General features: G+C 58.8%; 26 protein-coding genes. 16 read left to right on the forward strand and 10 right to left on the reverse strand.

Features of this window, described 5'->3' with window-relative positions:
* The 8 genes from KGB20_RS27950 to KGB20_RS27985 all read left to right on the forward strand — a co-directional run.
* On the forward strand, positions 1-143 hold a 143-nt coding region (locus KGB20_RS27950), incomplete at its 5' end, for an NAD(P)(+) transhydrogenase (Re/Si-specific) subunit beta (RefSeq protein WP_151215141.1).
* A 213-nt stretch (positions 144-356) separates the two neighbouring features.
* The gene (locus KGB20_RS27955) at positions 357-1,850 is read left to right on the forward strand and encodes an acetyl-CoA hydrolase/transferase family protein (protein ID WP_154860821.1); all 1,494 of its coding nucleotides are present in this window, start codon (positions 357-359) and stop codon (positions 1,848-1,850) included.
* A gap of 319 nt (positions 1,851-2,169) precedes the next feature.
* Entirely contained in the window at positions 2,170-2,385 is a 216-nt protein-coding gene (locus KGB20_RS27960; protein ID WP_008018491.1) for a DUF1127 domain-containing protein, read from the forward strand.
* A 257-nt stretch (positions 2,386-2,642) separates the two neighbouring features.
* A complete protein-coding gene (locus KGB20_RS27965) occupies positions 2,643-2,852 on the forward strand; it encodes a DUF1127 domain-containing protein (RefSeq protein ID WP_150812630.1) in 210 nt (69 codons plus the stop codon).
* A 142-nt stretch (positions 2,853-2,994) separates the two neighbouring features.
* Positions 2,995-3,315 (forward strand): DUF2388 domain-containing protein, encoded by a 321-nt coding sequence (locus KGB20_RS27970; protein WP_057712572.1) that lies wholly within the window; start codon positions 2,995-2,997, stop codon positions 3,313-3,315.
* Between the two features lie 108 nt (positions 3,316-3,423).
* Positions 3,424-3,741, forward strand: a complete 318-nt coding sequence (locus KGB20_RS27975) for a DUF2388 domain-containing protein (protein ID WP_154909701.1) — start codon at positions 3,424-3,426, stop codon at positions 3,739-3,741.
* Positions 3,742-3,769: 28 nt separating this feature from the next.
* Positions 3,770-4,090 (forward strand): DUF2388 domain-containing protein, encoded by a 321-nt coding sequence (locus KGB20_RS27980; protein ID WP_057712574.1) that lies wholly within the window; start codon positions 3,770-3,772, stop codon positions 4,088-4,090.
* Between the two features lie 32 nt (positions 4,091-4,122).
* Entirely contained in the window at positions 4,123-6,048 is a 1,926-nt protein-coding gene (locus KGB20_RS27985) for a DUF4105 domain-containing protein (protein WP_263286688.1), read from the forward strand.
* Positions 6,049-6,201: 153 nt separating this feature from the next.
* Here the strand turns inward: KGB20_RS27985 and trpA are convergent, their stop codons facing one another.
* Positions 6,202-7,014 (reverse strand): tryptophan synthase subunit alpha, encoded by an 813-nt coding sequence (trpA, locus tag KGB20_RS27990; protein WP_015092933.1) that lies wholly within the window; start codon positions 7,012-7,014, stop codon positions 6,202-6,204.
* Positions 7,014-8,234, reverse strand: coding sequence for a tryptophan synthase subunit beta (trpB, locus tag KGB20_RS27995; protein WP_008002146.1), 1,221 nt, complete (start codon positions 8,232-8,234; stop codon positions 7,014-7,016). Before trpB ends, trpA begins: the two co-directional genes overlap by 1 nt.
* 124 nt (positions 8,235-8,358) lie before the next feature.
* On the opposite strand from trpB, the gene KGB20_RS28000 reads away from it, so the two are divergent.
* Positions 8,359-9,252, forward strand: a complete 894-nt coding sequence (locus KGB20_RS28000; protein WP_154909705.1) for a LysR family transcriptional regulator — start codon at positions 8,359-8,361, stop codon at positions 9,250-9,252.
* Here KGB20_RS28000 and KGB20_RS28005 read toward each other — a convergent pair.
* Complete coding sequence (locus KGB20_RS28005; RefSeq protein ID WP_057712578.1) at positions 9,249-9,572, reverse strand: YqjD family protein; 324 nt, start codon at positions 9,570-9,572, stop codon at positions 9,249-9,251. The genes KGB20_RS28000 and KGB20_RS28005 overlap by 4 nt on opposite strands.
* 157 nt (positions 9,573-9,729) lie before the next feature.
* Between KGB20_RS28005 and KGB20_RS28010 the strand changes: the two genes are divergently transcribed.
* Both KGB20_RS28010 and KGB20_RS28015 read left to right on the forward strand, forming a co-directional pair.
* Positions 9,730-9,945 (forward strand): dodecin, encoded by a 216-nt coding sequence (locus KGB20_RS28010; RefSeq protein ID WP_057712579.1) that lies wholly within the window; start codon positions 9,730-9,732, stop codon positions 9,943-9,945.
* Positions 9,946-10,067: 122 nt separating this feature from the next.
* The gene (locus KGB20_RS28015) at positions 10,068-10,289 is read left to right on the forward strand and encodes a DUF1161 domain-containing protein (protein ID WP_008045869.1); all 222 of its coding nucleotides are present in this window, start codon (positions 10,068-10,070) and stop codon (positions 10,287-10,289) included.
* Positions 10,290-10,355: 66 nt separating this feature from the next.
* On the opposite strand, the gene KGB20_RS28020 is transcribed toward KGB20_RS28015, so the two are convergent.
* Positions 10,356-11,357 carry an LLM class flavin-dependent oxidoreductase gene (locus KGB20_RS28020; protein WP_154909707.1) on the reverse strand — a complete coding sequence of 334 codons (1,002 nt, stop codon included), beginning with the start codon at positions 11,355-11,357 and terminating at the stop codon, positions 10,356-10,358.
* A gap of 239 nt (positions 11,358-11,596) precedes the next feature.
* Between KGB20_RS28020 and KGB20_RS28025 the strand changes: the two genes are divergently transcribed.
* Positions 11,597-12,028, forward strand: a complete 432-nt coding sequence (locus KGB20_RS28025; protein WP_154909709.1) for an OsmC family protein — start codon at positions 11,597-11,599, stop codon at positions 12,026-12,028.
* 179 nt (positions 12,029-12,207) lie between these two features.
* The gene (locus KGB20_RS28030; protein ID WP_057712581.1) at positions 12,208-12,441 is read left to right on the forward strand and encodes a DUF1161 domain-containing protein; all 234 of its coding nucleotides are present in this window, start codon (positions 12,208-12,210) and stop codon (positions 12,439-12,441) included.
* A gap of 4 nt (positions 12,442-12,445) precedes the next feature.
* On the opposite strand, the gene KGB20_RS28035 is transcribed toward KGB20_RS28030, so the two are convergent.
* Positions 12,446-12,865, reverse strand: coding sequence for a hypothetical protein (locus tag KGB20_RS28035; protein WP_057712582.1), 420 nt, complete (start codon positions 12,863-12,865; stop codon positions 12,446-12,448).
* Between the two features lie 40 nt (positions 12,866-12,905).
* On the reverse strand, positions 12,906-13,328 hold the full coding sequence (locus KGB20_RS28040; protein WP_090452343.1) for a hypothetical protein: 423 nt from the start codon (positions 13,326-13,328) through the stop codon (positions 12,906-12,908).
* A 59-nt stretch (positions 13,329-13,387) separates the two neighbouring features.
* Between KGB20_RS28040 and KGB20_RS28045 the strand changes: the two genes are divergently transcribed.
* The gene (locus KGB20_RS28045) at positions 13,388-14,485 is read left to right on the forward strand and encodes an aminopeptidase (RefSeq protein WP_150812636.1); all 1,098 of its coding nucleotides are present in this window, start codon (positions 13,388-13,390) and stop codon (positions 14,483-14,485) included.
* Here the strand turns inward: KGB20_RS28045 and KGB20_RS28050 are convergent.
* The 4 genes from KGB20_RS28050 to KGB20_RS28065 form a co-directional block, all read right to left on the reverse strand.
* Positions 14,467-15,696: a nucleoside recognition domain-containing protein gene (locus tag KGB20_RS28050; protein ID WP_057712585.1), complete on the reverse strand. Its 1,230-nt coding sequence runs from the start codon at positions 15,694-15,696 to the stop codon at positions 14,467-14,469. The genes KGB20_RS28045 and KGB20_RS28050 overlap by 19 nt on opposite strands.
* A 189-nt stretch (positions 15,697-15,885) precedes the next feature.
* On the reverse strand, positions 15,886-17,217 hold the full coding sequence (gene gltP, locus KGB20_RS28055) for a glutamate/aspartate:proton symporter GltP (protein ID WP_057712586.1): 1,332 nt from the start codon (positions 17,215-17,217) through the stop codon (positions 15,886-15,888).
* A gap of 836 nt (positions 17,218-18,053) precedes the next feature.
* Entirely contained in the window at positions 18,054-18,218 is a 165-nt protein-coding gene (locus tag KGB20_RS28060) for a DUF1328 domain-containing protein (protein ID WP_003177151.1), read from the reverse strand.
* 72 nt (positions 18,219-18,290) lie between these two features.
* The gene (locus KGB20_RS28065) at positions 18,291-18,578 is read right to left on the reverse strand and encodes a hypothetical protein (RefSeq protein ID WP_102669537.1); all 288 of its coding nucleotides are present in this window, start codon (positions 18,576-18,578) and stop codon (positions 18,291-18,293) included.
* 438 nt (positions 18,579-19,016) lie between these two features.
* Here KGB20_RS28065 and algB point away from each other — a divergent pair, with 438 nt between their 5' ends.
* Both algB and KGB20_RS28075 read left to right on the forward strand, forming a co-directional pair.
* On the forward strand, positions 19,017-20,363 hold the full coding sequence (gene algB, locus KGB20_RS28070; protein WP_057712588.1) for a sigma-54-dependent response regulator transcription factor AlgB: 1,347 nt from the start codon (positions 19,017-19,019) through the stop codon (positions 20,361-20,363).
* Between the two features lie 10 nt (positions 20,364-20,373).
* Positions 20,374-22,164, forward strand: coding sequence for a KinB sensor domain-containing domain (locus KGB20_RS28075; protein ID WP_090452335.1), 1,791 nt, complete (start codon positions 20,374-20,376; stop codon positions 22,162-22,164).
* Positions 22,165-22,170 lie beyond the last annotated feature (6 nt).

The raw sequence follows: 22,170 nt of genomic DNA on the forward strand, positions 1-22,170 counted from the left end.
CCAAGACCATCATCGTCAACAAGCGCTCGATGGCCAGCGGCTACGCCGGCCTGGACAACGAACTGTTCTACCTGGACAAGACCATGATGGTGTTCGGCGACGCTAAAAAGGTCATCGAAGACATGGTTAAAGCCGTCGAGTAACCCTCTGCGGCACACGGAACGCCCCGACTCGTCGGGGCGTTTTTGTTTGCGCAAATCGTCGGACAAACTATCCTTTTGTTACCGATCCGGTAACGGTGTTTTGCTTGAAAGGCCCGGAATAGACGCCTTGATTGCGACCTTGGTAGCGGGACAGAAGCCGGCACAATTCACTAGACTGCACGTCCTGCTACCTGTTGCCCGAGATAACAATCCATGTACCGTGACCGTATTCGCCTGCCTTCGTTGTTGGACAAAGTGATGAGCGCTGCCGACGCTGCCGCTCTGATTGAGGACGGCATGACCGTCGGCATGAGTGGCTTTACTCGCGCAGGTGAAGCCAAGGCCGTCCCCCAGGCGCTGGCCGAGCGTGCCAAGGTCGCGCCGCTCAAGATCAGCCTGATGACCGGCGCAAGCCTGGGCAACGACCTCGACAAGCAGTTGACCGAAGCTGGCGTGCTGTCGCGACGCATGCCGTTTCAGGTCGACAGCACTCTGCGCAAGGCGATCAATGCCGGCGAAGTCATGTTCATCGACCAGCACTTGTCGGAAACCGTGGAGCAATTGCGCAACCAGCAATTGAAGCTGCCGGACATTGCCGTGATTGAAGCCGTGGCGATCACCGAGCACGGGCATATCGTGCCAACCACCTCGGTCGGCAACTCGGCCAGCTTCGCGATTTTCGCCAAGCACGTGATCGTCGAAATCAACATGGCGCACAACCCGAATCTCGAAGGTCTGCACGACATCTACATTCCGACCTACCGTCCGACCCGTACACCGATTCCGCTGGTCAAGGTCGACGATCGCATTGGCAGCACCGCCATCCCGATTCCACCGGAAAAAATCGTCGCCATCGTGGTCACCAACCAGGCTGACTCGTCCTCCACTGTGCTGGCGCCGGACGTCGAGACCCAAGCCATTGCCGACCACCTGATCGACTTCTTCAAACAGGAAGTGGCAGCCGGGCGCATGACCAACAAGCTCGGCCCGCTACAAGCCGGTATCGGCACCATCGCCAACTCGGTGATGTGTGGCCTGATCGACTCGCCGTTCGAAGACCTGACAATGTATTCCGAGGTGCTGCAGGACTCGACCTTCGACCTGATCGACGCGGGCAAGCTGAGTTTTGCCTCGGGCAGTTCGATCACCCTGTCGAGCCGGCGCAATGCCGACGTGTTCGGCAATCTGGAGCGCTACAAGGACAAACTGGTTCTGCGTCCGCAGGAGATCTCCAACCACCCTGAAGTCGTGCGCCGCCTTGGCATCATCGGCATCAACACGGCACTGGAGTTCGACATCTATGGCAACGTCAACTCCACTCACGTCTGCGGCACGCGGATGATGAACGGCATCGGCGGCTCGGGCGACTTCGCGCGCAACGCACACCTGTCCGTGTTCGTGACCAAGTCGATCGCCAAGGGCGGTGCGATCTCCAGCGTGGTGCCGATGGTCAGCCATGTTGACCACACCGAACATGACGTCGACATCCTCGTGACCGAAGTGGGCCTGGCAGACTTGCGAGGCCTGGCGCCTCGGGAGCGTGCCCGGGTCATCATCGACAAGTGCGTGCACCCGGATTACCGCCAGGCGCTGAATGATTACTTCACCACCGCGTGCGCCATCGGCGGGCACACCCCGCACATCCTGCGTGATGCCCTGAGCTGGCACATCAACCTGGAAGAAACCGGGCAAATGCTGAATAAGTAATTGGTACAGATAGCAGCTGACGCAAACACAGTTTCGTCAGCTTGCTCTTGTTGCTTCACATTATGGAAAAAACTGTACTACTGTACCGGTCATTTCCTAAGGAAAATTCCTACCTCGTCGAGTCAAAACAGCAATTTTGCACCTTAACAGTGCAGACAGGTACAGTTGCCTCAAATTCGACCAGTACACCCCCTATAAACAGTTAACTGAGCTCGCACAATACAGGTGAACTGTATCTACAGAGACTAGGCAAACGAGAGGATCATGGGCACCAGTTAAGCCACTACCTAATCCCGCCATAAGCGGAAGGATGAAAACCATGGAACGTACACTCAGTTCCGAACTGTTCTTCGAAGACACCGCTGCAAAAACCCAGGCTTCCCTGCCTCTGCGCGTTATCGCCAACTTGATGCTGTGGCAGCGCCGCATCACCAGCCGCCATCAACTGGCTCGTCTGGATTCGCGTCTGCTGGCTGATGCCGGGATTAGCGAAGCACAACGCTACGAAGAGCTGAGCAAGCCGTTCTGGCGCTAAGTTAGCGTCGCTGGCTCTGACCTGAAGGTCCACCGCCAGCAACCCGAATTGAAAAAACAAAACCCGTCGTGGGAAGCCACGACGGGTTTTGTCGTTTTGGCCTGTCAAATCCACTTTTACAGTAGGGAACCCTGAGCACCAGTACAGTTTGCAAAAACTACAAACTGGATGAGTACAATATCGTCGCAGTGTGTCTGCAATGGATATTCGACCGGTGTCAGCATGGAGCCTCCACTTATCAGGACAGGGAACGCGCCATGAGTTCTTTACAGGATGTTTCGACCCCATCAATTCGATCAAGACCTTTCTTGCACTGGGTCAGAGATCTGCTGACTGGATTCTTCGCTAGCCTGGAAAGGGCGAGAACACGACGTTTACTGGCTCAACTCGATGATCGTCAGCTATCGGATCTTGGCATCAGCCACGCTGAGCGCATCAATGAATTGGATAAACCGTTCTGGCGCTGACTGCCTGTTTGCATGACGGGCTGTTCGAACTGACACACTCAGGCCTAATATCAAGTCAGAACGTGGCGAGCGCCAAGCGCCTGGCGTCTGACTTTGCAGACACTGCGCCATTTTTCAACTGGTTTACCCAAAGGAGTTACCCATGTCCCGTCTCCGCCTGCTCAGCGCTGCAGCCCTGTTTGCCGTGGCAGCCAATGCCAGCGCAACCAGCTTCATCGTGACCACCGACGCTGTAGTTAACGCGCTCAAAGCCACATCCGATGCGACCTCCGACGTCATATCGTCGTCCTTCAAGGATGACAAGATCGTCCTCGCGGCCCGTGATGACGCTGCCAGCTTCGTCGCCAGCGAAGGTTCCATTCGCGGAGTGAAACTGGAAAGCGCCATCGACCACATTCACCGCCAGGCGCCACAGCTGAACGCAACCGACGCACAACTGGCGCAGGCGATCCTGACGATCTAAACGACTGCACAAGGCATGGGGCACGCCCGACGTGCCCCAATGTTTCGGCGCTGGCTCTAGAACGGGCCTTGCGCTAGCCTTGGGACTCACTCTCAACTGTCGAGTCTCATGCGTTTTCCTTCAAGTTTCTTGATCGCTCCAGCCTTTCTTACCCTTGGTTACTGCGGATCTGCCCACGCTTATGACGCCTTCAACCTGTCCACCCAAGGCATCGTCGCCAGCGTTTACGCCACAAGTTTGGTGACCTCCGCCCCCTTCGACCATAAACTGCTGCTCGCTGCCCATGATGACGCCGCGGCATTCATTGCCAGTGACGGCCAACTGAGAGGCGCACGACTGGAGTCGGCCTTGCGGTATCTGCGTCGAACCCAGGCAAAACTTCATGCCAACGACCTTGAACTGGCACAAGCAATTCTCGTCCAATAGTTATCCCTGTTTTTTCTGGAGTCATTCCATGCGTAACCCGCTGATTGCTGCCACCTTAGGTCTGCTGCTGTTGGCCGATGTGGCCCAGGCACATACTCTGGTTGCCACCAGTAATATTCTGATCCGTGCTACCCAGCGCACCCTCGATTTCACCTCCGACACCACCACGTCCATTCGCGATTCGAAAATCGTGCGCGAAGCCCAGGACGATGCCGCCAGTTTCGTTGCCAGCAATGGCGACATTCGTGGCGCTCACCTGGAATCCGCCTTCGATTTACTGCGTACCCGTGTGCCGGAAGCTCGTGACGCCAGTGACCAGGATCTCGCCGAAGCCATCCTCGCACTGTGAAGCGTCAAGGTGCCTGGCTGCTGGCCGGGGCCATGTTGCTGCTCGGCAACATGGCCCACGCTGGCCTTCAATTACAGCTCAAGACCGAAGGTCTGACTCCCGCGCAACAGCAAGCCAGCCAGGCGTTGCTCGATGAAGCCATGCAGGCACTGCCGCCACGCTTTATCGAGCAACTCGATCGACGCATCGACGTCGACTGGACGGATGACATGCCGGGCAACGCCTACGGTCAGGCGTCACTGGTGTCCGAACTCGATCTGAACCGCAACCTGCTGGCCAGCCTCACCGATGGCAGCGCCGCGACCAAGAAAACCCTTCGCCCCCATGGCACCGTGCGCCGGGAAATGCTGGCCACGGTGGTGCACGAGCTGACTCACATCTACGATCGCTCGCGCCTGTGGCCGGATGCCGAACGCAAGCTGATTCAGCGCTGCACCCAGCGCAACAACAGCTCAGGGCTGGTTGGCATTCCCGACCAATGCCGGGGCCAGTCCGATCGGCGTTTTACCCTCAGTGACGATCCGCGTCTGCTCGACCTCGCCGGCTGGCAGCAATACGTAGGCCGTCGCGGTGAACGCGAACAGCACAATCGCCAGATTGCCCGCAGCCCGGACATCTACGAGACCAGCAGTCCAAAGGAGTTCGTCGCGGTCAACATGGAGTATTTCCTCCTCGACCCGAGCTACGCCTGCCGCCGTCCCTCGCTGTATCGCTACTACCAGGAACATTTCGGCTGGGCGCCTGCCGCCAAAGACACCTGCAGCAAGACCTTCGCGTTCCTCAATGCCGGCAGCGACTTCGCCAAGACACCTTTGGGCCAGGTCGATCCGGAGCGAGTCTATGCCGTTGACTATCTGCTGGCCGAGGCCAACCAGAACCTGTTCAGCCGCTGGGGTCACAGCATGTTGCGCCTGGTGATCTGCGCGCCTGGCCGACCACGCGGACCGGATTGCCGATTGGATCTGGACCAGCATCTGGTGCTGTCTTACCGCGCCTTCGTCGGCGACGTGCAGCTGTCGAGCTGGGATGGCCTGGTCGGTAAATACCCGTCGCGACTGTTTATCCTGCCGCTATCCCAGGTCATCGACGAATACACCAAGACCGAATTGCGCAGCCTGGCCTCCGTGCCCCTGAACCTGTCGCGCAGAGAGATTGAAGACGTGGTCGGACGTGCCGCCGAGATGCACTGGAGCTACGACGGCAACTACTTCTTCCTGTCGAACAACTGCGCGGTAGAAGAGCTGAAGTTACTGCGTGGCGGCACCAATAACCCGCAATTGGTGGGACTCGACAACATCATGCCCAACGGTTTGCTCGAAGTGCTGAAGGGCCGCGGACTGGCGGACGCCAGTGTGCTGGACGACCCACGAGAAGCCTTGCGCCTGGGTTATCGTTTCGACTCCTTCCGCGAGCGTTATCAGGCGATGTTCGAGATCCTGAAAAAGCACTTGCCGATCAAACAGGAAACCGTCGAAGACTGGCTCGAATTGAAAGCGGCAGAGCGTCGGCAATGGTTCGAGCAGGCCGATTTGCGCACCAGCGCGGCATTGCTGCTATTGGAACAGGCCAGCTTCCGTCAGCAGTTGCTGCTGGCCCAGGATGAAGTGAAGCAGCGCTATCTGGGCGCCCGAGAACTAAAGAATGGCGGCATGGACAAGGCCAACGAGACGCTCAAGGACATTCTGGCCAACAGTGGCTTTCTCAGCCGGCCGGCAGAACTGCTGGGCACCAAGGGTTATGGCCTGCCGCAACCGAGCGAGTGGGAGCATCTGGAATCGGAAAGCAGCCAGCGCCAGAAGCAGCTCCTGGCGCTGTCCGGGGATCTGGACAAGGAAGTGAGGGCATTGCTTGAACCGGGCCGCGCCGCCGAAATGGCCGCCAACGAGGCCAACGTGAAGCAGATTGGTGAACACCTGCGCAAACTGCACAAGGCATCAGGCGGGATAGAGTTGCCTTGATACCGCAACCTGTGGGAACGAGCTCGCTCCCACAAGAATTACAGCGTTTAGCCACACATAGCAAAAAGGGCTTCAGAACTCAGTCCTGAAGCCCTTTTTGCTGTTCAGCCTGTGCCGCGCGGCTCTAATTCCACTGTCTCAGGCACTTTACACTCAGCTGACGCGGGCCTTACGCACGCCTTCGGCCAACGCTGAGCACAGGCTCAACACGCCATCCACGGCTTGTTCCGGGGAGGTGGCATTGGCGATGTGATCGATCAACGCCGAGCCCACCACAACACCGTCGGCCAGACGCGCGATGGACGCCGCCTGTTCCGGAGTCCGGATACCGAAACCGATGCTGATCGGCAGGTCGGTATGGCGACGCAGACGGGCGACCGCTTCCTCGACGTGTTCCAGCGTGGCAGCGCCGGCACCGGTCACACCGGCCACCGATACGTAGTAGACGAAGCCGGAGCTGCCGTTGAGAACGGTCGGCAGGCGCACATCGTCGGTGGTTGGCGTGGTCAGGCGAATGAAGTCCAGGCCCGCGGCCTGCGCCGGGTCGCACAGTTCGCCGTTATGCTCTGGCGGCAGGTCGACCACGATCAGGCCGTCAACGCCGGCTTCCTTGGCTTCGGCGATGAAGCGCGGTACGCCGTACATGTGGATCGGGTTGAAGTACCCCATCAGCACCAGCGGTGTTTCGTTGTTGTCCTGGCGGAACTCGCGAACCATTTGCAGAGTTTTCGCCAGATTCTGCTTGGCACCCAACGCACGGATGTTGGCGAGCTGGATTGCCGGGCCGTCAGCCATCGGATCGGTGAAGGGCATGCCCAGTTCGATCACATCGGCGCCAGCCGCCGGCAAGCCCTTGAGGATAGCCAGGGACGTGTCATAGCCCGGGTCGCCGGCTGTCACGAAGGTCACCAGAGCGGCACGGTTCTGTTCCTTGAGTTCGGCAAAACGCGTTTGCAGGCGGCTCATCAGTGTTTCTCCTGCTTAGATTGTTCCATGTGGTGCATCACGGTCTGCATGTCTTTATCGCCACGGCCGGACAGGTTGACCACCATCAGGTGATCCTTTGGCAGGGTCGGGGCGCGCTTGAATACTTCAGCCAGGGCATGGGCGCTTTCCAGGGCAGGGATGATCCCTTCCAGGCGGCAGCACTGGTGGAACGCAGCGAGGGCTTCGTCGTCGGTCACCGAGGTGTACTGAACTCGGCCGATGTCATGCAACCAGGCGTGTTCCGGGCCGATGCCCGGGTAGTCCAGGCCGGCGGAGATCGAGTGGGCATCGATGATCTGGCCATCGTCGTCCTGCAGCAGGAAAGTACGATTGCCGTGCAGGACGCCTGGAACGCCGCCATTGAGGCTGGCCGCATGCTTGCCGGTCTCGATGCCATAGCCGGCGGCTTCAACGCCGATGATTTCGACACTCTTGTCGTCGAGGAACGGGTGGAACAGGCCCATGGCGTTGGAACCACCGCCGATACACGCCACCAGGCTGTCCGGCAGGCGACCTTCCTGGGCTTGCAGCTGCTCGCGGGTTTCCTTGCCGATTACGGCCTGGAAGTCGCGAACCATCGCCGGGTAAGGGTGCGGACCAGCCACGGTACCGATCAGGTAGAAGGTGCTGTCGACGTTGGTCACCCAGTCACGCAGGGCTTCGTTCATCGCGTCTTTCAGCGTGCCGGTACCGGCTACCACCGGGATCACTTCGGCACCCAGCAGCTTCATGCGGAACACGTTGGCCTGCTGACGCTCGATGTCAGTGGTGCCCATGTAGATCACGCAATCCAGACCGAAACGCGCAGCAACAGTGGCCGTGGCCACACCGTGCATGCCGGCGCCGGTCTCGGCGATGATGCGCTTCTTGCCCATGCGTCGCGCCAACAGGATCTGGCCGATGCAGTTGTTGATCTTGTGCGCGCCGGTGTGGTTCAGCTCTTCACGCTTGAGGTAGATCTTCGCGCCGCCGCAGAACTCGGTCAGACGCTCGGCGAAGTACAGCGGGCTTGGACGTCCGACGTAGTCGCGCTGGAAGTAGGCCAGTTCTTCCTTGAATGCAGGATCTTCCTTGGCCAACTCATATTCGCGGGCCAGGTCGAGGATCAACGGCATCAGGGTTTCGGCAACGTAGCGGCCGCCGAACGCGCCAAACAGGCCGTTGGCATCAGGGCCGTTGCGCAGATTAGTCTGGGTCATGGGGCGCTCCAGTTGAATGCATGAAGTGATGCATAAAGAGATAGTGGGCTTCACTCTACCCCTGACGCCTCGGCCTGAAAACCGATAAGATCGCCACAACCTGTCAGGAAAACTCACAGATCAAATGAGCCATGACCTTCCTCCCCTGAACGCGCTTCGCGCCTTCGAAGCCACTGCCCGCTTGAACAGCGTCAGTCAGGCGGCCGAACAGCTGCACGTCACCCACGGCGCAGTCAGTCGGCAACTCAAGTTACTTGAAGAACACCTCGGCGTAAGCCTGTTCATCAAGGACGGTCGCGGCCTGAAACTCACAGATGCCGGGTTACGCCTGCGTGACGCCAGCAGCGAAGCCTTCGAGCGCCTGCGCGGCGTATGCGCCGAACTCACACAAAGCTCCGCCGATGCGCCATTCGTGCTCGGTTGCTCTGGAAGTCTGCTGGCGCGCTGGTTTATTCCAAGACTGGGGAGACTCAATGCCGACCTGCCGGACTTGCGCTTGCACCTGTCGGCCGGAGAAGGCGATCTGGATCCGCGAAGACCGGGGCTGGATGCCTTGCTCGTATTTGCCGAGCCACCCTGGCCGGCGGACATGCAGGTTTTTGAGCTGGCCAGCGAACGTATCGGCCCGGTCATGAGCCCGCGGTTCGCCGGCTATGAACGGCTCAAGCAGGCGCCGGAAACTGCCCTGCTGAACGAACCCTTGCTGCACACCACCTCACGCCCGCAAGCCTGGCCGAACTGGGCGCAACCACGCGGGCTCGACGCCAGGGCGCTGAAGTACGGTCAGGGATTTGAACATTTGTATTACTTGCTGGAAGCCGCCGTCGCAGGTCTGGGCGTGGCGATTGCCCCCGAACCCTTGGTGACGGAGGACTTGAAGGCCGGCCGCCTGGTTGCGCCTTGGGGCTTCAGTGAAACCCCGGCGCAACTGGCGTTGTGGCTACCCAAGCGCGCCGCGGACGGACGCGCCCGGCAACTGGCGCAGTGGCTCAAGAACGAGCTGCGTCGCGCGGATTAATCACGCTTGCACAACAGATAAGCGGCCAGCAAGCCTAATGCACCCACGGCGACACCAGCTGTTGTCCAAGGATGTTCCTGGGCGTAGTCCCGGGTGGCAATCCCGGTTTCACGGGTTTTGACCTTGACCTCTTCATAGGCATCGCCAAGCAAATGGCGCGAGTGCTTCAAGGCATTCTCGGCGTTGCTTTTCAGGGTCTTGAGGGTTTTACGCGACTCGTCCGAGGCGTCGTCCTTCAGGCTTTCCAAAGACTTGAGCAGACTCTCGATCTCGGCTTCCATGCTTTGCAATGAGGCTTTGCGTAACGAGGTGTTGGCCATGGTGGCTCTCCTGCATTGGTGATGAGTGGCGTGTGTTGGTTGGGACTTCATGGGTTCGAGAAAGTGCAGAAAATCTGAACCTCACCCTCAGAACGACCAACAGAAGAAATAGGAAAAATCACTGCTAGTCTGTAATTCACACGCCGAGGAGAACGCCATGTCTGACCATCACACCTACAAGAAAATCGAGCTGATCGGCTCGTCCACCAGCAGTATCGAAGATGCGATCAACAACGCGCTGGCCGAAGCCAGCAAAAGCATCAAATACATGGAATGGTTTGAAGTGACCGAGACCCGTGGGCACATAAGGGACGGCAAGGCTGCGCACTTTCAAGTGACCTTGAAAGTCGGGTTCCGGATTGCCAGCAGCTGACTTTGGGCTAGTCTTCTGAACTTGCACGCCGGTCGAATGCCATAGGGAATGGCAAAGCACTACATGAGTGCGTCCGGCTGACGGCTGGTTACCCCCTATGATCCGACCAGGGAATGCAACCGATGAAGAAGTTTATGTTGGCAGTAGGTTTGTTGAGCCTTGCGGGGAGCGCGTTGGCGGGCGGCAAGCCATGCGAAGAGCTGAAAGCCGAAATCGCAGCGAAACTTGATGCCAAGGGCGTTTCCGGTTACTCGCTGGAGATTGTCGACAAAGGTGCCGCTGCCGGCGGGAAAGTTGTTGGCAAATGCGAAGCGGGTGCCAAAGTGATCGTCTATAAAAAGTAGGCAGAATTCCGCCTGAAAAAAAGCCGACACCACGGTGTCGGCTTTTTTACGCCTGCCGTTTGAGCATCAACCCCGCATGACCTGCGCCAGCAGTTCGTAGGAATGCACGCGATCGGCATGTTCGTACAGGTCACAGGTGAAAATCAGCTCGTCAGCCTGGGTCTGTTCGATCAGGACCTCGAGTTTGGCGCGGATTTTCTGCGGGCTGCCGATCATCGCCAGGCCAAGGAAATCGTGCACGGCATCTCTCTCATGGGGCAGCCACAGGCCGTCCATGGTCTTCACTGGCGGACGCTGTACCAGGCTTTGGCCACGCATCAGGGCGAGAATCCGCTGGAACACCGAGGTCGCCAGGAAATCGGCCTGCTCGTCGGTATCGGCGGCCACCAATGGCACGCCGAGCATCACGTAGGGCTTGTCCAAAACGGCTGACGGCTTGAAGTGATTGCGGTAGACCCGAATCGCTTCATGCATGTAGCGCGGTGCGAAATGCGATGCGAAGGCGTAGGGCAAACCGCGCTCACCGGCCAGTTGCGCACTGAACAGGCTCGATCCCAACAACCAGACCGGCACATTGGTCCCGGTCCCCGGCATGGCGATGATGCGTTGGTCCGGGGTACGTGGCCCAAGGTAGCGCACCAGTTCCGCCACGTCTTCCGGGAAATCGTCGGCGCTTCCGGAGCGTTCGCGGCGCAGCGCACGTGCGGTCATCTGGTCGGAACCGGGGGCACGCCCCAGGCCCAGATCGATCCGGCCCGGATAAAGGCTTTCCAGGGTGCCGAACTGTTCGGCGATCACCAACGGTGCGTGGTTGGGCAACATTACCCCGCCCGAACCGACTCGAATGGTCGACGTGCCACCGGCCAGGTACCCAAGTAGCACCGAAGTCGCGGAACTGGCGATGCCATCCATGTTGTGGTGCTCAGCCACCCAGAAGCGGTTGTAACCGAACTTCTCGACATGCTGCGCCAGGTCCAGCGAGTTGCGCAGCGATTGGGCCGCGCTGCCGTTCTCGCGAACGGGCACCAGATCGAGGGTCGAGAACTTGATATCGGACAGTCGTTTCATAAACCTGCTTCTCCAATTGAGGGCGCAGGTTTGTTCTTGCGAACGCAAACCTGCCGAATCCAAAAGCGTATTCATGCAATGTGGGCATATACCCGAGTTTCAATAGCCCGGTAAAAAATCCCGCGAAAAAAGCAGACTGATCGGACGTGATGAACTTTGCGCCACTGTCTATCCTCACAACCCTGGCAAGTGAAAACCACGAAGGCGCGACGTTTCGCGCCAATCTTGAGGTGACAGGCATGGCTATCGTTAAGAAAGCATCGGCCCATTGGGAAGGTGATCTGAAAACCGGCATCGGCTCGATTTCCACAGAAACCGGCGTGCTCCGGGAAGCTCCCTATGGCTTCAAGGCGCGCTTCGAGGGCGGCCGGGGCACCAACCCGGAAGAGTTGATCGGCGCGGCCCACGCCGGCTGTTTCTCCATGGCGTTTTCCATGATTCTCGGTGATGCCGGCCTGAAGGCCGATAGCATCGACACCCAGGCAGAAGTCACTCTGGATCAAGTGGACGGCGGTTTTTCGATCACCGCAGTGAAATTGATTCTGAAAGCGAAAATCCCCGGGGCAACGCAGGCGCAGTTCGAAGAACTCAGCAACAAGGCCAAAGAGGGCTGCCCGGTATCCAAAGTGCTGAATGCGAAGATCAGCCTGGAGGCAACATTGATCGGCTAGATTTTATTTGAAACGAAAAGATCGCAGCCTTGCGCAACCTGCCGGGATCATTTGGCAAAAGGTGCTCAAGGCTGCGATCTTTTTTGCGTCGCGACAGACTCGCCCGCTAAAACTGTGGTCGAATAAATGACAGCAGCGAAAACCACGATTGTGCGTGCTGCCTCAAAGGAGCTTCAACCATGAAACGTTTTGCCTTGGCGGTTATCTGTTGCGCACTGGCCACTTCGGCCTTGGCGGCACCGAAACCCTGCGAAGAGCTCAAGGCCGAGATCGAAGCCAAGATCCAGGCCAGCGGCGTATCCTCCTACACGCTTGAAATCGTCACCAACGACGAGGTCCATGACCAGAACATGGTTGTGGGCTCGTGCGAAAACGGCACCAAGAAAATCATCTACCAGAAAAACGACCGCTGACCGCTCACATCAGGCAGTAGGATTCCCGGTCTTCAGCAACGATTTCGCGCTTGGCATTGTACAGCCGGGCACCGGGGGTAAAGGCGATGGAGCGGCCTTCGAGCACATAACGCTGACCGGCTTCGAAATGATCGTAATTGATGGTCAGGTAGCACAGCCGTTCCGAGGGGCCTCCCATCATCCCCAATCCGCCACCGGGTACTTCAAAGTCGAAACGCACGATCAGTTCATGGCTTCCCGGCGTGACCTCGAAAAAACGCCCGTCGCGCAGGCGTTGTTTATCCAGTCGTTCGGCCATCAACAACTTGTCGTTAGGGAAGGGCGTCGAGAATTCGACCCAGGCCATCTGTGGATTGGGTGTCGGCATCGGGCTTTGGCAGCCCGCGACAACACCGACGGCGAGTAACAGCATCAACCTGCGCATGATGGATGTCCCAAGGGATATGCATCCAGCATAACGCCGATCAGGTGTGTTGACAGCCTGCCGGTGTGCCTTGGCCAATCACTTTGCGCTGTTGATCGTAGAGTTTCGCCCAAGGCCGAAAACCGATGTTCCCCGCCTGTAGTTGATAACGCTCACCCGCGTTGAAGTCGCTGAATTTCACGCTCAACTGACAATCGCGCCACAACGGCTCGGCGTCCGGGCCGATATTGGTGGGCTGGACTGCGAATTGGTAGCGGACCGTCAACTCATGGCTACCGGGATGAACCTGGAAATAGCGTTTATCGTCAGTGATTTTGTCATCGACCTCCAGCGCCTGCAGCGCCGTATCTTCCTGCTTCGAATCAAGGTCGATCCAGGCTTGCGCAGGATCATGGCGGGGTATTCCGAAACCAGCACAGCCGGCCAGCATCAGCAGGCCTCCTGACAGTATCAACATGCGCATAGCGGAGCTCCAGTCTGGCGGGATAGTCTTGTGGAAAGACTCTCCAAGGAAGAATTATTGTGATCAGGCCGCTTCCTAGCCTTGGGTTACTTGATCGCGTTTTTCGCGTTTTGTTTCCGAGCCTGCTGTTTTTGTTGCTCAACGGCTGCACCAGCACCAGCTATTACAGCCAACTGGCCAGCGGCCAACTGCAGTTGCTGCGGGCGAGGGAGCCTGTTTCCAGCGTGATTGCCGACCCGGCGCGCGATCAAAAACTGCGTACACACCTGGAGCAATCGCAAAAGGCCCGAACCTTCGCCAGCCAGCAATTGCACCTGCCGGACAACCAGAGCTACCGCCTGTACGCGGACATTGGGCGCCCCTTCGTCGTCTGGAATGTCTTCGCCACACCGGAATTTTCCCTCAAGCCCGTAAACCACTGCTTCCCCATCGCCGGTTGTGTTGCTTATCGCGGTTACTACAGCCAGAGCGCAGCCCGCGGCGAAGCGGCCTTGCAACGCTTGCAAGGCATGGACGTGTCGATTGGCGGCGTCGAGGCCTATTCGACACTTGGCTGGTTCAACGACCCGATCATCAGTTCGATGATGGGCTGGGGGGATGAGCGACTGGCCACGCTGATCTTTCACGAGCTCGCCCATCAGCGTTTCTATGTGAAGGACGACACGGAGTTCAACGAATCCTTCGCCACCTTCGTCGAGCAGGAAGGTACTCGCCAATGGCGCGCCTACCGCCACATGCCACCGGATAACAATGCGCAGGCACGTCAGCGCGACCAGTTCACTGAGCTGGTACTCAAGACCCGCACCCGACTGGAAAAGCTCTACACCTTGCCGTTGCCAACCGAACAGATGCGCCAGCGCAAGGCGGCCGAGTTCGAGCGCTTGCGCAGCGAATACCGGCAGTTGCGTGACAGTCAGTGGGCCGCAGACAAACGCTACGACGCGTGGATTCATGCCCCCATGAACAACGCCCGGTTATTGCCGTTTGGTTTGTACGACCAATGGGTGCCGGCTTTTGCCGCGCTGTTCCATCAGGAGGGTGGCGACTGGCTCAGATTTTACACCGCCGTGGAAAAGCTCGGCGCCTTGCCGACGGGCGAGCGCAAGGCCGCGCTGAAAGTGTTGGCTGGCGGGGCCGATCAACCAAAGAACCAGTAGCAAACCCCGATAGCACCCAGCACCCCGGCAAGCTCTGCCAGCAATGCGCAGCCAACCGCATGGCGTGCGCGCTGGATGCCCACGGCACCGAAGTACACCGCCAGCACATAGAACGTCGTTTCGGTACTGCCCTGGATTGTTGCTGCCACCAGCGCCGGGAAGCTGTCCACGCCCGAGGTCTTCATGGTTTCAATCAGCATCGCCCGGGCGGCGCTTCCCGAGAAGGGTTTGACCATCGCCGTCGGCAGCGCATCGACGAAACGCGTGTCCCAACCGGCCCATTCCACCAGATGACGGATCCCGTCCAGACCGAAGTCCAGTGCCCCGGATGCCCGCAGGACACCCACCGCGCAGAGCATCGCCACCAGGTAGGGCAGCAAGTTCTTGGCGACATCGAAACCCTCTTTGGCACCTTCAACGAAGGCCTCGTAGACCTTCACTTGGCGCAGCGCGCCGATCACTAAAAACAGCATGATCAGGCCAAACAGCGTCAAGTTGCCGAGGATCGATGACAGGCCGGCCAGAGCGGTCGCCGAAAGGGTCGCCAGCAACGCCATGAAGCCACCGAGGGCGAGGGCGCCGGGGATCAGGTAGGCCAGCACCACGGGGTCCCAGACGCGCAGGCGCTGCATGAACGCCACCGACAGGAATCCGACAATGGTCGAGCAACTGGTCGCCAGCAGGATCGGCAGGAACACCAGCGTCGGGTCCGGCGCACCTTGCTGGGCGCGATACATGAAGATGGTCACCGGCAGCAGGGTCAGCGAGGAGGCGTTGAGCACCAGGAACAGGATCTGTGCATTGCTGGCGACGGTAGCGCTGGGATTGAGCTCCTGCAGTGCCTTCATGGCCTTGAGGCCGATCGGTGTGGCGGCGTTGTCCAGGCCCAGGCCGTTGGCCGCGAAGTTAAGGGTGATCAGGCCGATGGCTGGATGACCCGGCGGGACTTCAGGCATCAGGCGCAAAAACAGTGGCCCCAGGGCCCTTGCCAGCCATTCGACGATCCCGGCTTTCTCGGCAATGCGCAGAAAACCCAGCCAGAGGGTCAGGGTGCCGAACAGCAGCACCATGACTTCGACCGACAGCTTGGCCATGGCAAAAATGCTTTCCACCATCGCCGCGAATATCCCGGCGTTGCCCCCGATCAGCCACTGGGCCAGCGCCGATACAGCTGCCACGATGAAGAAGCCAAGCCACAGGCCATTGAGCATCAGTCAAATCCCCCCAAAAGATCCGCGAATGATAGCGGGGTAGCCAGAAACGACAAACCCCGGATTTCTCCGGGGTTTGTTGTAGGAGCGAGCTTGCTCGCGATGGACGTCAATGATGATGCGGGCATTCTGGATAAGCCCGGTGCTCCTGCCACCATCGCGAGCAAGCTCGCTCCCACAGGTTTTGCATCAATTGCTGGAGGTTTCACCCGCCGGCAGTTTTTCCTTGCTGCGCCAGTGCGGCAGGGAGTTCCAGTAGCGCTGGCCCTTGGCGTCGTCGTACATGCCTTCCCAACGAGCGATAACCAGAACGGCCAGGGCGTTGCCGATCACGTTCAGTGCGGTACGAGCCATGTCCATGACGCGGTCGACACCAGCGATGAACGCCAGGCCTTCCAGTGGAATACCGACGCTGCCCAGGGTGGCCAGAAGTACCACGAAGGACACGCCCGGTACGCCGGCGATGCCTTTGGAGGTGACCATCAACGTCAGTACCAGCAGCAGTTGCTGGCTGATCGACAGGTCGATGCCATACAGCTGGGCAATGAAGATCGCCGCGATGCTTTGGTACAGGGTCGAACCGTCGAGGTTGAACGAGTAACCGGTCGGCACCACGAAACTGCAAATGGCTTTCGGCGCGCCGTAGGCTTCCATCTTCTCAATCACGCGCGGCAGCACGGTTTCGGAGCTCGCGGTGGAGTAGGCCAGTACCAGCTCATCCTTGAAGATGCGCATCAGCTTGATCACCGAGAAGCCGAACAGGCGAGCGATCAGGCCCAGGATCACGAAAGCGAAGAAGGCGATGGCGACGTAAACCAGGATCACCAGTTTGGCCAGCGGTATCAGCGACGCGAAGCCGAAGTTGGCAACGGTCACCGCAATCAGTGCGAACACGCCGATCGGGGCGTAGTTCATGATCATGTGAGTGACCTTGAACATGCTTTCCGATACGCCCTGGAACATCTTCACCAGCGGCTCGCGAAGGTCCGCCTGCAGGCTCGACAAACCGAGACCGAACAATACAGAGAAGAAGATGATCGGCAGCATTTCGCCGCGAACCATGGCCGCAAAGATGTTCGACGGGATCAGGTTGAGGATGGTTTCGATGAACGCATGTTCATGCTGAACCTCGGCCGCCGTGGCCTGGTACTTGGAAATGTCCACAGTGCCCAGGGTGCTCATGTCGATGCCGGCACCCGGATGGAACAGGTTGGCCAGCAGCAGACCGACCACGATGGCGATGGTGGTGACGATTTCGAAGTAGATGATGGTCTTGAAGCCGATGCGCCCCAGCTTCTTGGCGTCACCGACGCCGGCAATGCCGACGATCAAAGAGGAAATGACGATCGGGATCACGATCATCTTGATCAGACGGATAAAGATATCGCCTGCCGGTTGCAGGACGTTGCTGATCCACCAGGCTTTTTCGGCACTGAAATGGTTGAGCAGCGCACCGATTGCAATCCCCAATACCAGACCGATGAGGATCTGCCAGGCGAGGCTAAGCTTTGCCTTCTTCATATCTTTACCCTTACTTGTTGTTTGACTCAGGGAGATGCGCGAACTGGAACGCTTGTGGCGAAAAAGTCCAGTGCATCTGCCCCCCGTATAAGGTGCCCCGGAGCGCGTGTTTACGGCTCTCTGGCAGGCGAAAAAAGGCGCAACTATTCCGATGCAAGGAAGCGCCGTCTAATGCCGTAAACGCCTACCCTATGCCGAATCGGCATGAGGTTTTTTTACCGAAACGCGCGTCCCAACCGGTTCGAATACGACATTTCGGCAGGCATAAGTGCCGTGAACCGGCCATCACAGAGCAGATTGAGTATTTTTCGAGCAGTGGCCGAGCGTTGATTTTTCAGCAAAATCGCGCAGGACGAAGGGAAAAATCGCGGCCAAAGAAAGGTGATTTTTCTCGATATACGGTCGCAGATGAAACACCGGGAAAAGTATTTTCCGACGTAACACGGACAAGGACGGGATAACACTGATGAAATCGAGACGAGCGCTCTATTTCAATGTGTTGCTTGATCAAGCCCTTGGCAAGTCCGTCGAGCCTTGGCGGTCCGACGAACTTGCGCAGCAGCTTTTCCTGACCCGGCCCTTGCGCAGGTACTCCCTGTACCCGTAGGTCACTCCGCCCCTGAAACAGGCAGAACGTCCCGACCCCTTGGTCATGCGCCGGCCTTCCTCAGGTGGCGCAGGTAGAAAGAGGCGCTGGCCTCCTTCGTGTACAAATTCTGTTCTATCAGCAGGCCCTGAATGGGCCTCAGGCATGTCGGGAAAACGCCAGCCCGCATGCCATGGCACTACCGCCCAACAGCAGGGCGGCTGCCAGTGTCTTGAACAACGCTCTCATATCAGCCTCGACCGCGACGGCCAAAGAAGAAGGAGGCAATGAACATCACCAGGAACACGACAAACAGAATCTTGGCGATACCCGTGGCGGTGCCCGCGATACCACCGAAGCCCAGTACCGCGGCGATGATGGCAATGATCAGGAATGTGATTGCCCAGCTCAACATGGTGATTCTCCTTACGCTTGTGTTTAGAGGTGCTGCGTTTTCCCGGCGCATGGGGTGCGTCGGAAGTTTTGCCTAGAACACCCAACGCTCTTGATGACGTATCTCACCCACAGGCCCGGCCTGGTCGACATCCATCATGCGCATCGGTGGGCTATCGGCCTGACTGCTGCTGACAGCGCTGAAATGGGTTTGGACCGGATGCGGAATCGACAGGAATGGCACTTCCGGCTGCCGGCTCTGCTCCCAGCGCAGAAACTGCTGGCCGCCGATCAGGGTGATCAACAGCGCCAGAACCGCAAACAGTCCTTGCTGGATATACACAGGCGAGAGGTGCAGGTTGGCGACACGTTGACGGTTCATCCTGGATCTCCTGCCACTGGGGGCGGTATTCGATAGCGGGCGCTTGTTTTTGAATGCCTTGGTTAACCAGAAGATTGCAGAGCGCATGCCAGCTTTGATTAGAACTAATTTCCTTTAATATCAATATGTTATTAACTACAAAGAAACCACTTCGCGCGCATCCTGCACGATGTCCCTTGTGCAATCGTGCGTATTGCACGACTGGTTTGAGGGAAGGCGTAAATTTTTTGAATTGAGAGGAGGGTGCGCAGGTCAGAAATTCACGCTGGCCGCTGTCAGAAACCGGGTATCTATTAAAGGACCCGCAAAATCAGGTGGCTAACCAATGCATTGGATGAGAGCTACCCTGCCATGACAGGAATGGCTCAGAATCAATCATGCAACTTGCCCGATTTCTCCGGGACTAAATTAAGATCATTCATTAAGGAGCGTAGGAAAATGGAATCCGCCACTGAGCATCAAGGCCGCATTCTGCTGGTGGATGACGAATCCGCCATCCTGCGTACTTTCCGTTATTGCCTTGAAGACGAAGGCTACAGCGTGGCCACCGCCACCAGCGCCGCGCAGGCAGAAGCCCTGTTGCAACGACAGGTCTTCGACCTGTGCTTCCTCGACTTGCGCCTGGGTGAAGACAACGGCCTCGATGTGCTGGCCCAGATGCGTATCCAGGCGCCCTGGATGCGGGTGGTGATCGTCACTGCGCACTCTGCCGTCGACACGGCGGTGGATGCGATTCAGGCTGGCGCCGCCGACTATCTGGTCAAACCGTGCAGCCCTGATCAATTGCGGCTGGCAACCGCCAAGCAACTGGAAGTGCGGCAATTGTCGGCGCGACTGGAAGCCCTGGAAGGCGAGGTACGCAAGCCCATGGATGGTCTGGACTCCCACAGCCCGGCCATGAAAGTGGTACTCGAAACCGCCCGCCAGGTTGCCACGACCGATGCCAATATCCTGATTCTGGGTGAATCCGGTACCGGCAAGGGCGAACTGTCCCAAGCCATTCACGGCTGGAGCAAACGCGCGAAGAAATCCTGCGTCACGATCAACTGCCCGTCGCTGACCGCCGAGCTCATGGAAAGCGAACTCTTCGGCCACAGCCGCGGCGCCTTCACCGGCGCCAGCGAAAGCACCTTGGGCCGAGTCAACCAAGCTGACGGCGGAACGCTGTTTCTCGACGAGATCGGCGACTTTCCCCTGACATTGCAGCCGAAGTTGCTGCGTTTTATTCAGGACAAGGAATATGAGCGCGTCGGTGATCCGGTGACCCGCCGTGCCGATGTGCGCATCCTTGCGGCCACCAACCTCAACCTTGAGGACATGGTGCGCGACGGTCGTTTCCGTGAAGACCTGCTCTATCGCCTGAATGTCATTACCTTGCACCTGCCACCGCTACGCGAACGCCGCGAAGATATTCTCAACCTGGCCGACCGTTTCCTGGCACGCTTCGTCAAGGAGTACGCCCGTCCCGCGCGCGTCTTCAGCGACGAGGCCCGGGAAGCACTGCTGGGCTATCGCTGGCCGGGCAACATCCGTGAACTGCGCAACGTGATCGAACGGGCGAGCATCATCTGTCCGCAGGAACGGGTCGAGATCAGTCATCTGGGCATGGCTGAAACCCCGGTCAACAATGCACCGCGCATCGGCGCGGCACTGAGCCTGGATGAGCTGGAGAAGGCCCACATCGGCGCGGTCCTCGCCACCGCCGATACCCTGGATCAAGCGGCGAAAACCCTGGGCATCGATGCCTCGACGCTGTACCGCAAACGCAAGCAGTACAACTTGTGAGCAATCGCCGATGAAACTGGCGATGAAATTGCGGACCCGGCTTTTCCTGAGCATCTCCGCACTGATCACCGTCGCGTTGCTCGGGCTCTTGCTCGGGCTGGTCAGCGTGATGCAGATGGCCGGCAGCCAGGAAGCACTGATTCGCAGTAACTTCATCACCCTGGACCTGGGGCTCAAGCTGCGTCAGACCCTGGGTGATCAACTGATCATCATGCTCAGCGAGAAGCCTGACTCCGCCGCTTTCGCTGCCTCGAAGCAGCGTTACTTCGAACTGCTGGAGGAGGGCATCGCCCAGGAACCGGAGGAAACCGCAAGCGAGCACGGTTTCAGAAAAGCCAAGGCCGACTACGAGCGTTTTATCCAGGCTTATGAAGCGTCCCCGGACCCGTCGAAGGTGCTCAGCAGCCACGACAACCTGACGGAAAAATTCAATGCGCTACGCAATGGCCTGATCGCCGAGCACAAGCGCGCGCTTGATAACATCAGCGATACCGAGCGCCAGGCCCGGGAGCAGGCGCTGCTGTTTGCCGGGTTGCTTGGCCTGGTGGGGCTGGCGGTGCTGATCATCGGCTTCGTGACCGCACAAGCCATCGCCCGGCGTTTCGGGGAGCCCATCGAGGCCTTGGCCAAGGCGGCGGACAATATCGGCCAAGGCAATTTCGATGTCACCCTGCCGATTTCTTCGGCGGTGGAACTGAACCAGCTGACCCGGCGTTTCGGGATCATGGCCCAGGCGCTGCGTGAACATCAGGCCACCAACGTAGATGAGCTGCTGGCCGGTCAGCAGCGCTTGCAGGCCGTGCTCGACAGCATCGACGACGGACTGCTGATGATCGACCGTCAGGGCCATCTGGAACACCTTAACCCTGTAGCCCAGCGTCAGTTGGGCTGGGAGTCCGATCGTCTGGGTCAGGGGCTGGGTACGGCGCTGGAGCGCCCCGAGCTCGATGAGCAGCTGCAACTGGTGCTGCGCGGCGGCACGCTGGAGCGGGCGCCGGAAGACTTGAGTGTCGAAGTCGATGGTGAGTCGAGACTGCTCACCTACAGCCTGACCCCGGTCAGCCATACCCAGGGCCATATTCTGGGTGCCGTGATGGTACTGCATGACGTCACGGAGCAACGAGCGTTCGAACGGGTACGCAGCGAATTCGTATTGCGAGCCTCCCATGAATTACGCACACCGGTCACCGGCATGCACATGGCCTTCGGATTGTTCCGTGAGCGCGCTCACTTTGCCCCGGACTCCCGGGAAGCCGACCTGCTCGATACCGTTAACGAAGAGATGCAGCGGCTGATGCAGTTGATCAATGACCTGCTGAATTTCTCCCGTTACCAGAACGGTTTGCAGAAACTCACCCTGACGCCGTGTTCCATCGAGGCGTTGCTGGAACAGGCTCGGTCACGTTTTGCCACATCGGCCGAAGAGAAGGAAATCAATCTGCTGGTGGAAGTGCAGGGGCCTTTGCCGCGGTTGCAGGCCGACCAGCCACAACTGGAGCGGGTACTCGACAATTTGCTCGACAACGCCTTGCGTCACACCGGCTCCGGCGGGCGGATACGCTTGCAGGCCCGGCGTCACGGTGACCGGGTCATCATCAGTGTCGAAGACAACGGCGAAGGTATTGCCTACGGTCAGCAGGGGCGGATCTTCGAGCCCTTCGTGCAGGTTGGACGCAAGAAGGGCGGGGCCGGGCTCGGCCTGGCCTTGTGCAAGGAAATCGTGCAATTGCATGGCGGACGGATGGGTGTCTATTCACGGCCGGGGCAAGGTACTCAGTTCTACATGACGCTGACCGTTTAGGTCACC

This window comes from Pseudomonas sp. BF-R-30 (assembly GCF_019956175.1).
GTDB classification, from domain to species: Bacteria; Pseudomonadota; Gammaproteobacteria; order Pseudomonadales; family Pseudomonadaceae; genus Aquipseudomonas; species Aquipseudomonas jessenii.

What these genes read in the sequence shown, in the direction of transcription:
- KGB20_RS27955 (WP_154860821.1), top strand. Translation starts at nt 357, where the DNA reads ATGTACCGTGACCGTATTCGCCTGCCTTCGTTGTTGGACAAAGTGATG.
- KGB20_RS27960 (WP_008018491.1), top strand. Translation starts at nt 2,170, where the DNA reads ATGGAACGTACACTCAGTTCCGAACTGTTCTTCGAAGACACCGCTGCA.
- KGB20_RS27965 (WP_150812630.1), top strand. Translation starts at nt 2,643, where the DNA reads ATGAGTTCTTTACAGGATGTTTCGACCCCATCAATTCGATCAAGACCT.
- KGB20_RS27970 (WP_057712572.1), top strand. Translation starts at nt 2,995, where the DNA reads ATGTCCCGTCTCCGCCTGCTCAGCGCTGCAGCCCTGTTTGCCGTGGCA.
- KGB20_RS27975 (WP_154909701.1), top strand. Translation starts at nt 3,424, where the DNA reads ATGCGTTTTCCTTCAAGTTTCTTGATCGCTCCAGCCTTTCTTACCCTT.
- KGB20_RS27980 (WP_057712574.1), top strand. Translation starts at nt 3,770, where the DNA reads ATGCGTAACCCGCTGATTGCTGCCACCTTAGGTCTGCTGCTGTTGGCC.
- KGB20_RS27985 (WP_263286688.1), top strand. Translation starts at nt 4,123, where the DNA reads ATGTTGCTGCTCGGCAACATGGCCCACGCTGGCCTTCAATTACAGCTC.
- trpA (WP_015092933.1), bottom strand. Translation starts at nt 7,014, where the DNA reads ATGAGCCGCCTGCAAACGCGTTTTGCCGAACTCAAGGAACAGAACCGT.
- trpB (WP_008002146.1), bottom strand. Translation starts at nt 8,234, where the DNA reads ATGACCCAGACTAATCTGCGCAACGGCCCTGATGCCAACGGCCTGTTT.
- KGB20_RS28000 (WP_154909705.1), top strand. Translation starts at nt 8,359, where the DNA reads ATGAGCCATGACCTTCCTCCCCTGAACGCGCTTCGCGCCTTCGAAGCC.
- KGB20_RS28005 (WP_057712578.1), bottom strand. Translation starts at nt 9,572, where the DNA reads ATGGCCAACACCTCGTTACGCAAAGCCTCATTGCAAAGCATGGAAGCC.
- KGB20_RS28010 (WP_057712579.1), top strand. Translation starts at nt 9,730, where the DNA reads ATGTCTGACCATCACACCTACAAGAAAATCGAGCTGATCGGCTCGTCC.
- KGB20_RS28015 (WP_008045869.1), top strand. Translation starts at nt 10,068, where the DNA reads ATGAAGAAGTTTATGTTGGCAGTAGGTTTGTTGAGCCTTGCGGGGAGC.
- KGB20_RS28020 (WP_154909707.1), bottom strand. Translation starts at nt 11,357, where the DNA reads ATGAAACGACTGTCCGATATCAAGTTCTCGACCCTCGATCTGGTGCCC.
- KGB20_RS28025 (WP_154909709.1), top strand. Translation starts at nt 11,597, where the DNA reads ATGGCTATCGTTAAGAAAGCATCGGCCCATTGGGAAGGTGATCTGAAA.
- KGB20_RS28030 (WP_057712581.1), top strand. Translation starts at nt 12,208, where the DNA reads ATGAAACGTTTTGCCTTGGCGGTTATCTGTTGCGCACTGGCCACTTCG.
- KGB20_RS28035 (WP_057712582.1), bottom strand. Translation starts at nt 12,865, where the DNA reads ATGCGCAGGTTGATGCTGTTACTCGCCGTCGGTGTTGTCGCGGGCTGC.
- KGB20_RS28040 (WP_090452343.1), bottom strand. Translation starts at nt 13,328, where the DNA reads ATGCGCATGTTGATACTGTCAGGAGGCCTGCTGATGCTGGCCGGCTGT.
- KGB20_RS28050 (WP_057712585.1), bottom strand. Translation starts at nt 15,696, where the DNA reads ATGCTCAATGGCCTGTGGCTTGGCTTCTTCATCGTGGCAGCTGTATCG.
- gltP (WP_057712586.1), bottom strand. Translation starts at nt 17,217, where the DNA reads ATGAAGAAGGCAAAGCTTAGCCTCGCCTGGCAGATCCTCATCGGTCTG.
- KGB20_RS28060 (WP_003177151.1), bottom strand. Translation starts at nt 18,218, where the DNA reads ATGTTGAGCTGGGCAATCACATTCCTGATCATTGCCATCATCGCCGCG.
- KGB20_RS28065 (WP_102669537.1), bottom strand. Translation starts at nt 18,578, where the DNA reads ATGAACCGTCAACGTGTCGCCAACCTGCACCTCTCGCCTGTGTATATC.
- algB (WP_057712588.1), top strand. Translation starts at nt 19,017, where the DNA reads ATGGAATCCGCCACTGAGCATCAAGGCCGCATTCTGCTGGTGGATGAC.
- KGB20_RS28075 (WP_090452335.1), top strand. Translation starts at nt 20,374, where the DNA reads ATGAAACTGGCGATGAAATTGCGGACCCGGCTTTTCCTGAGCATCTCC.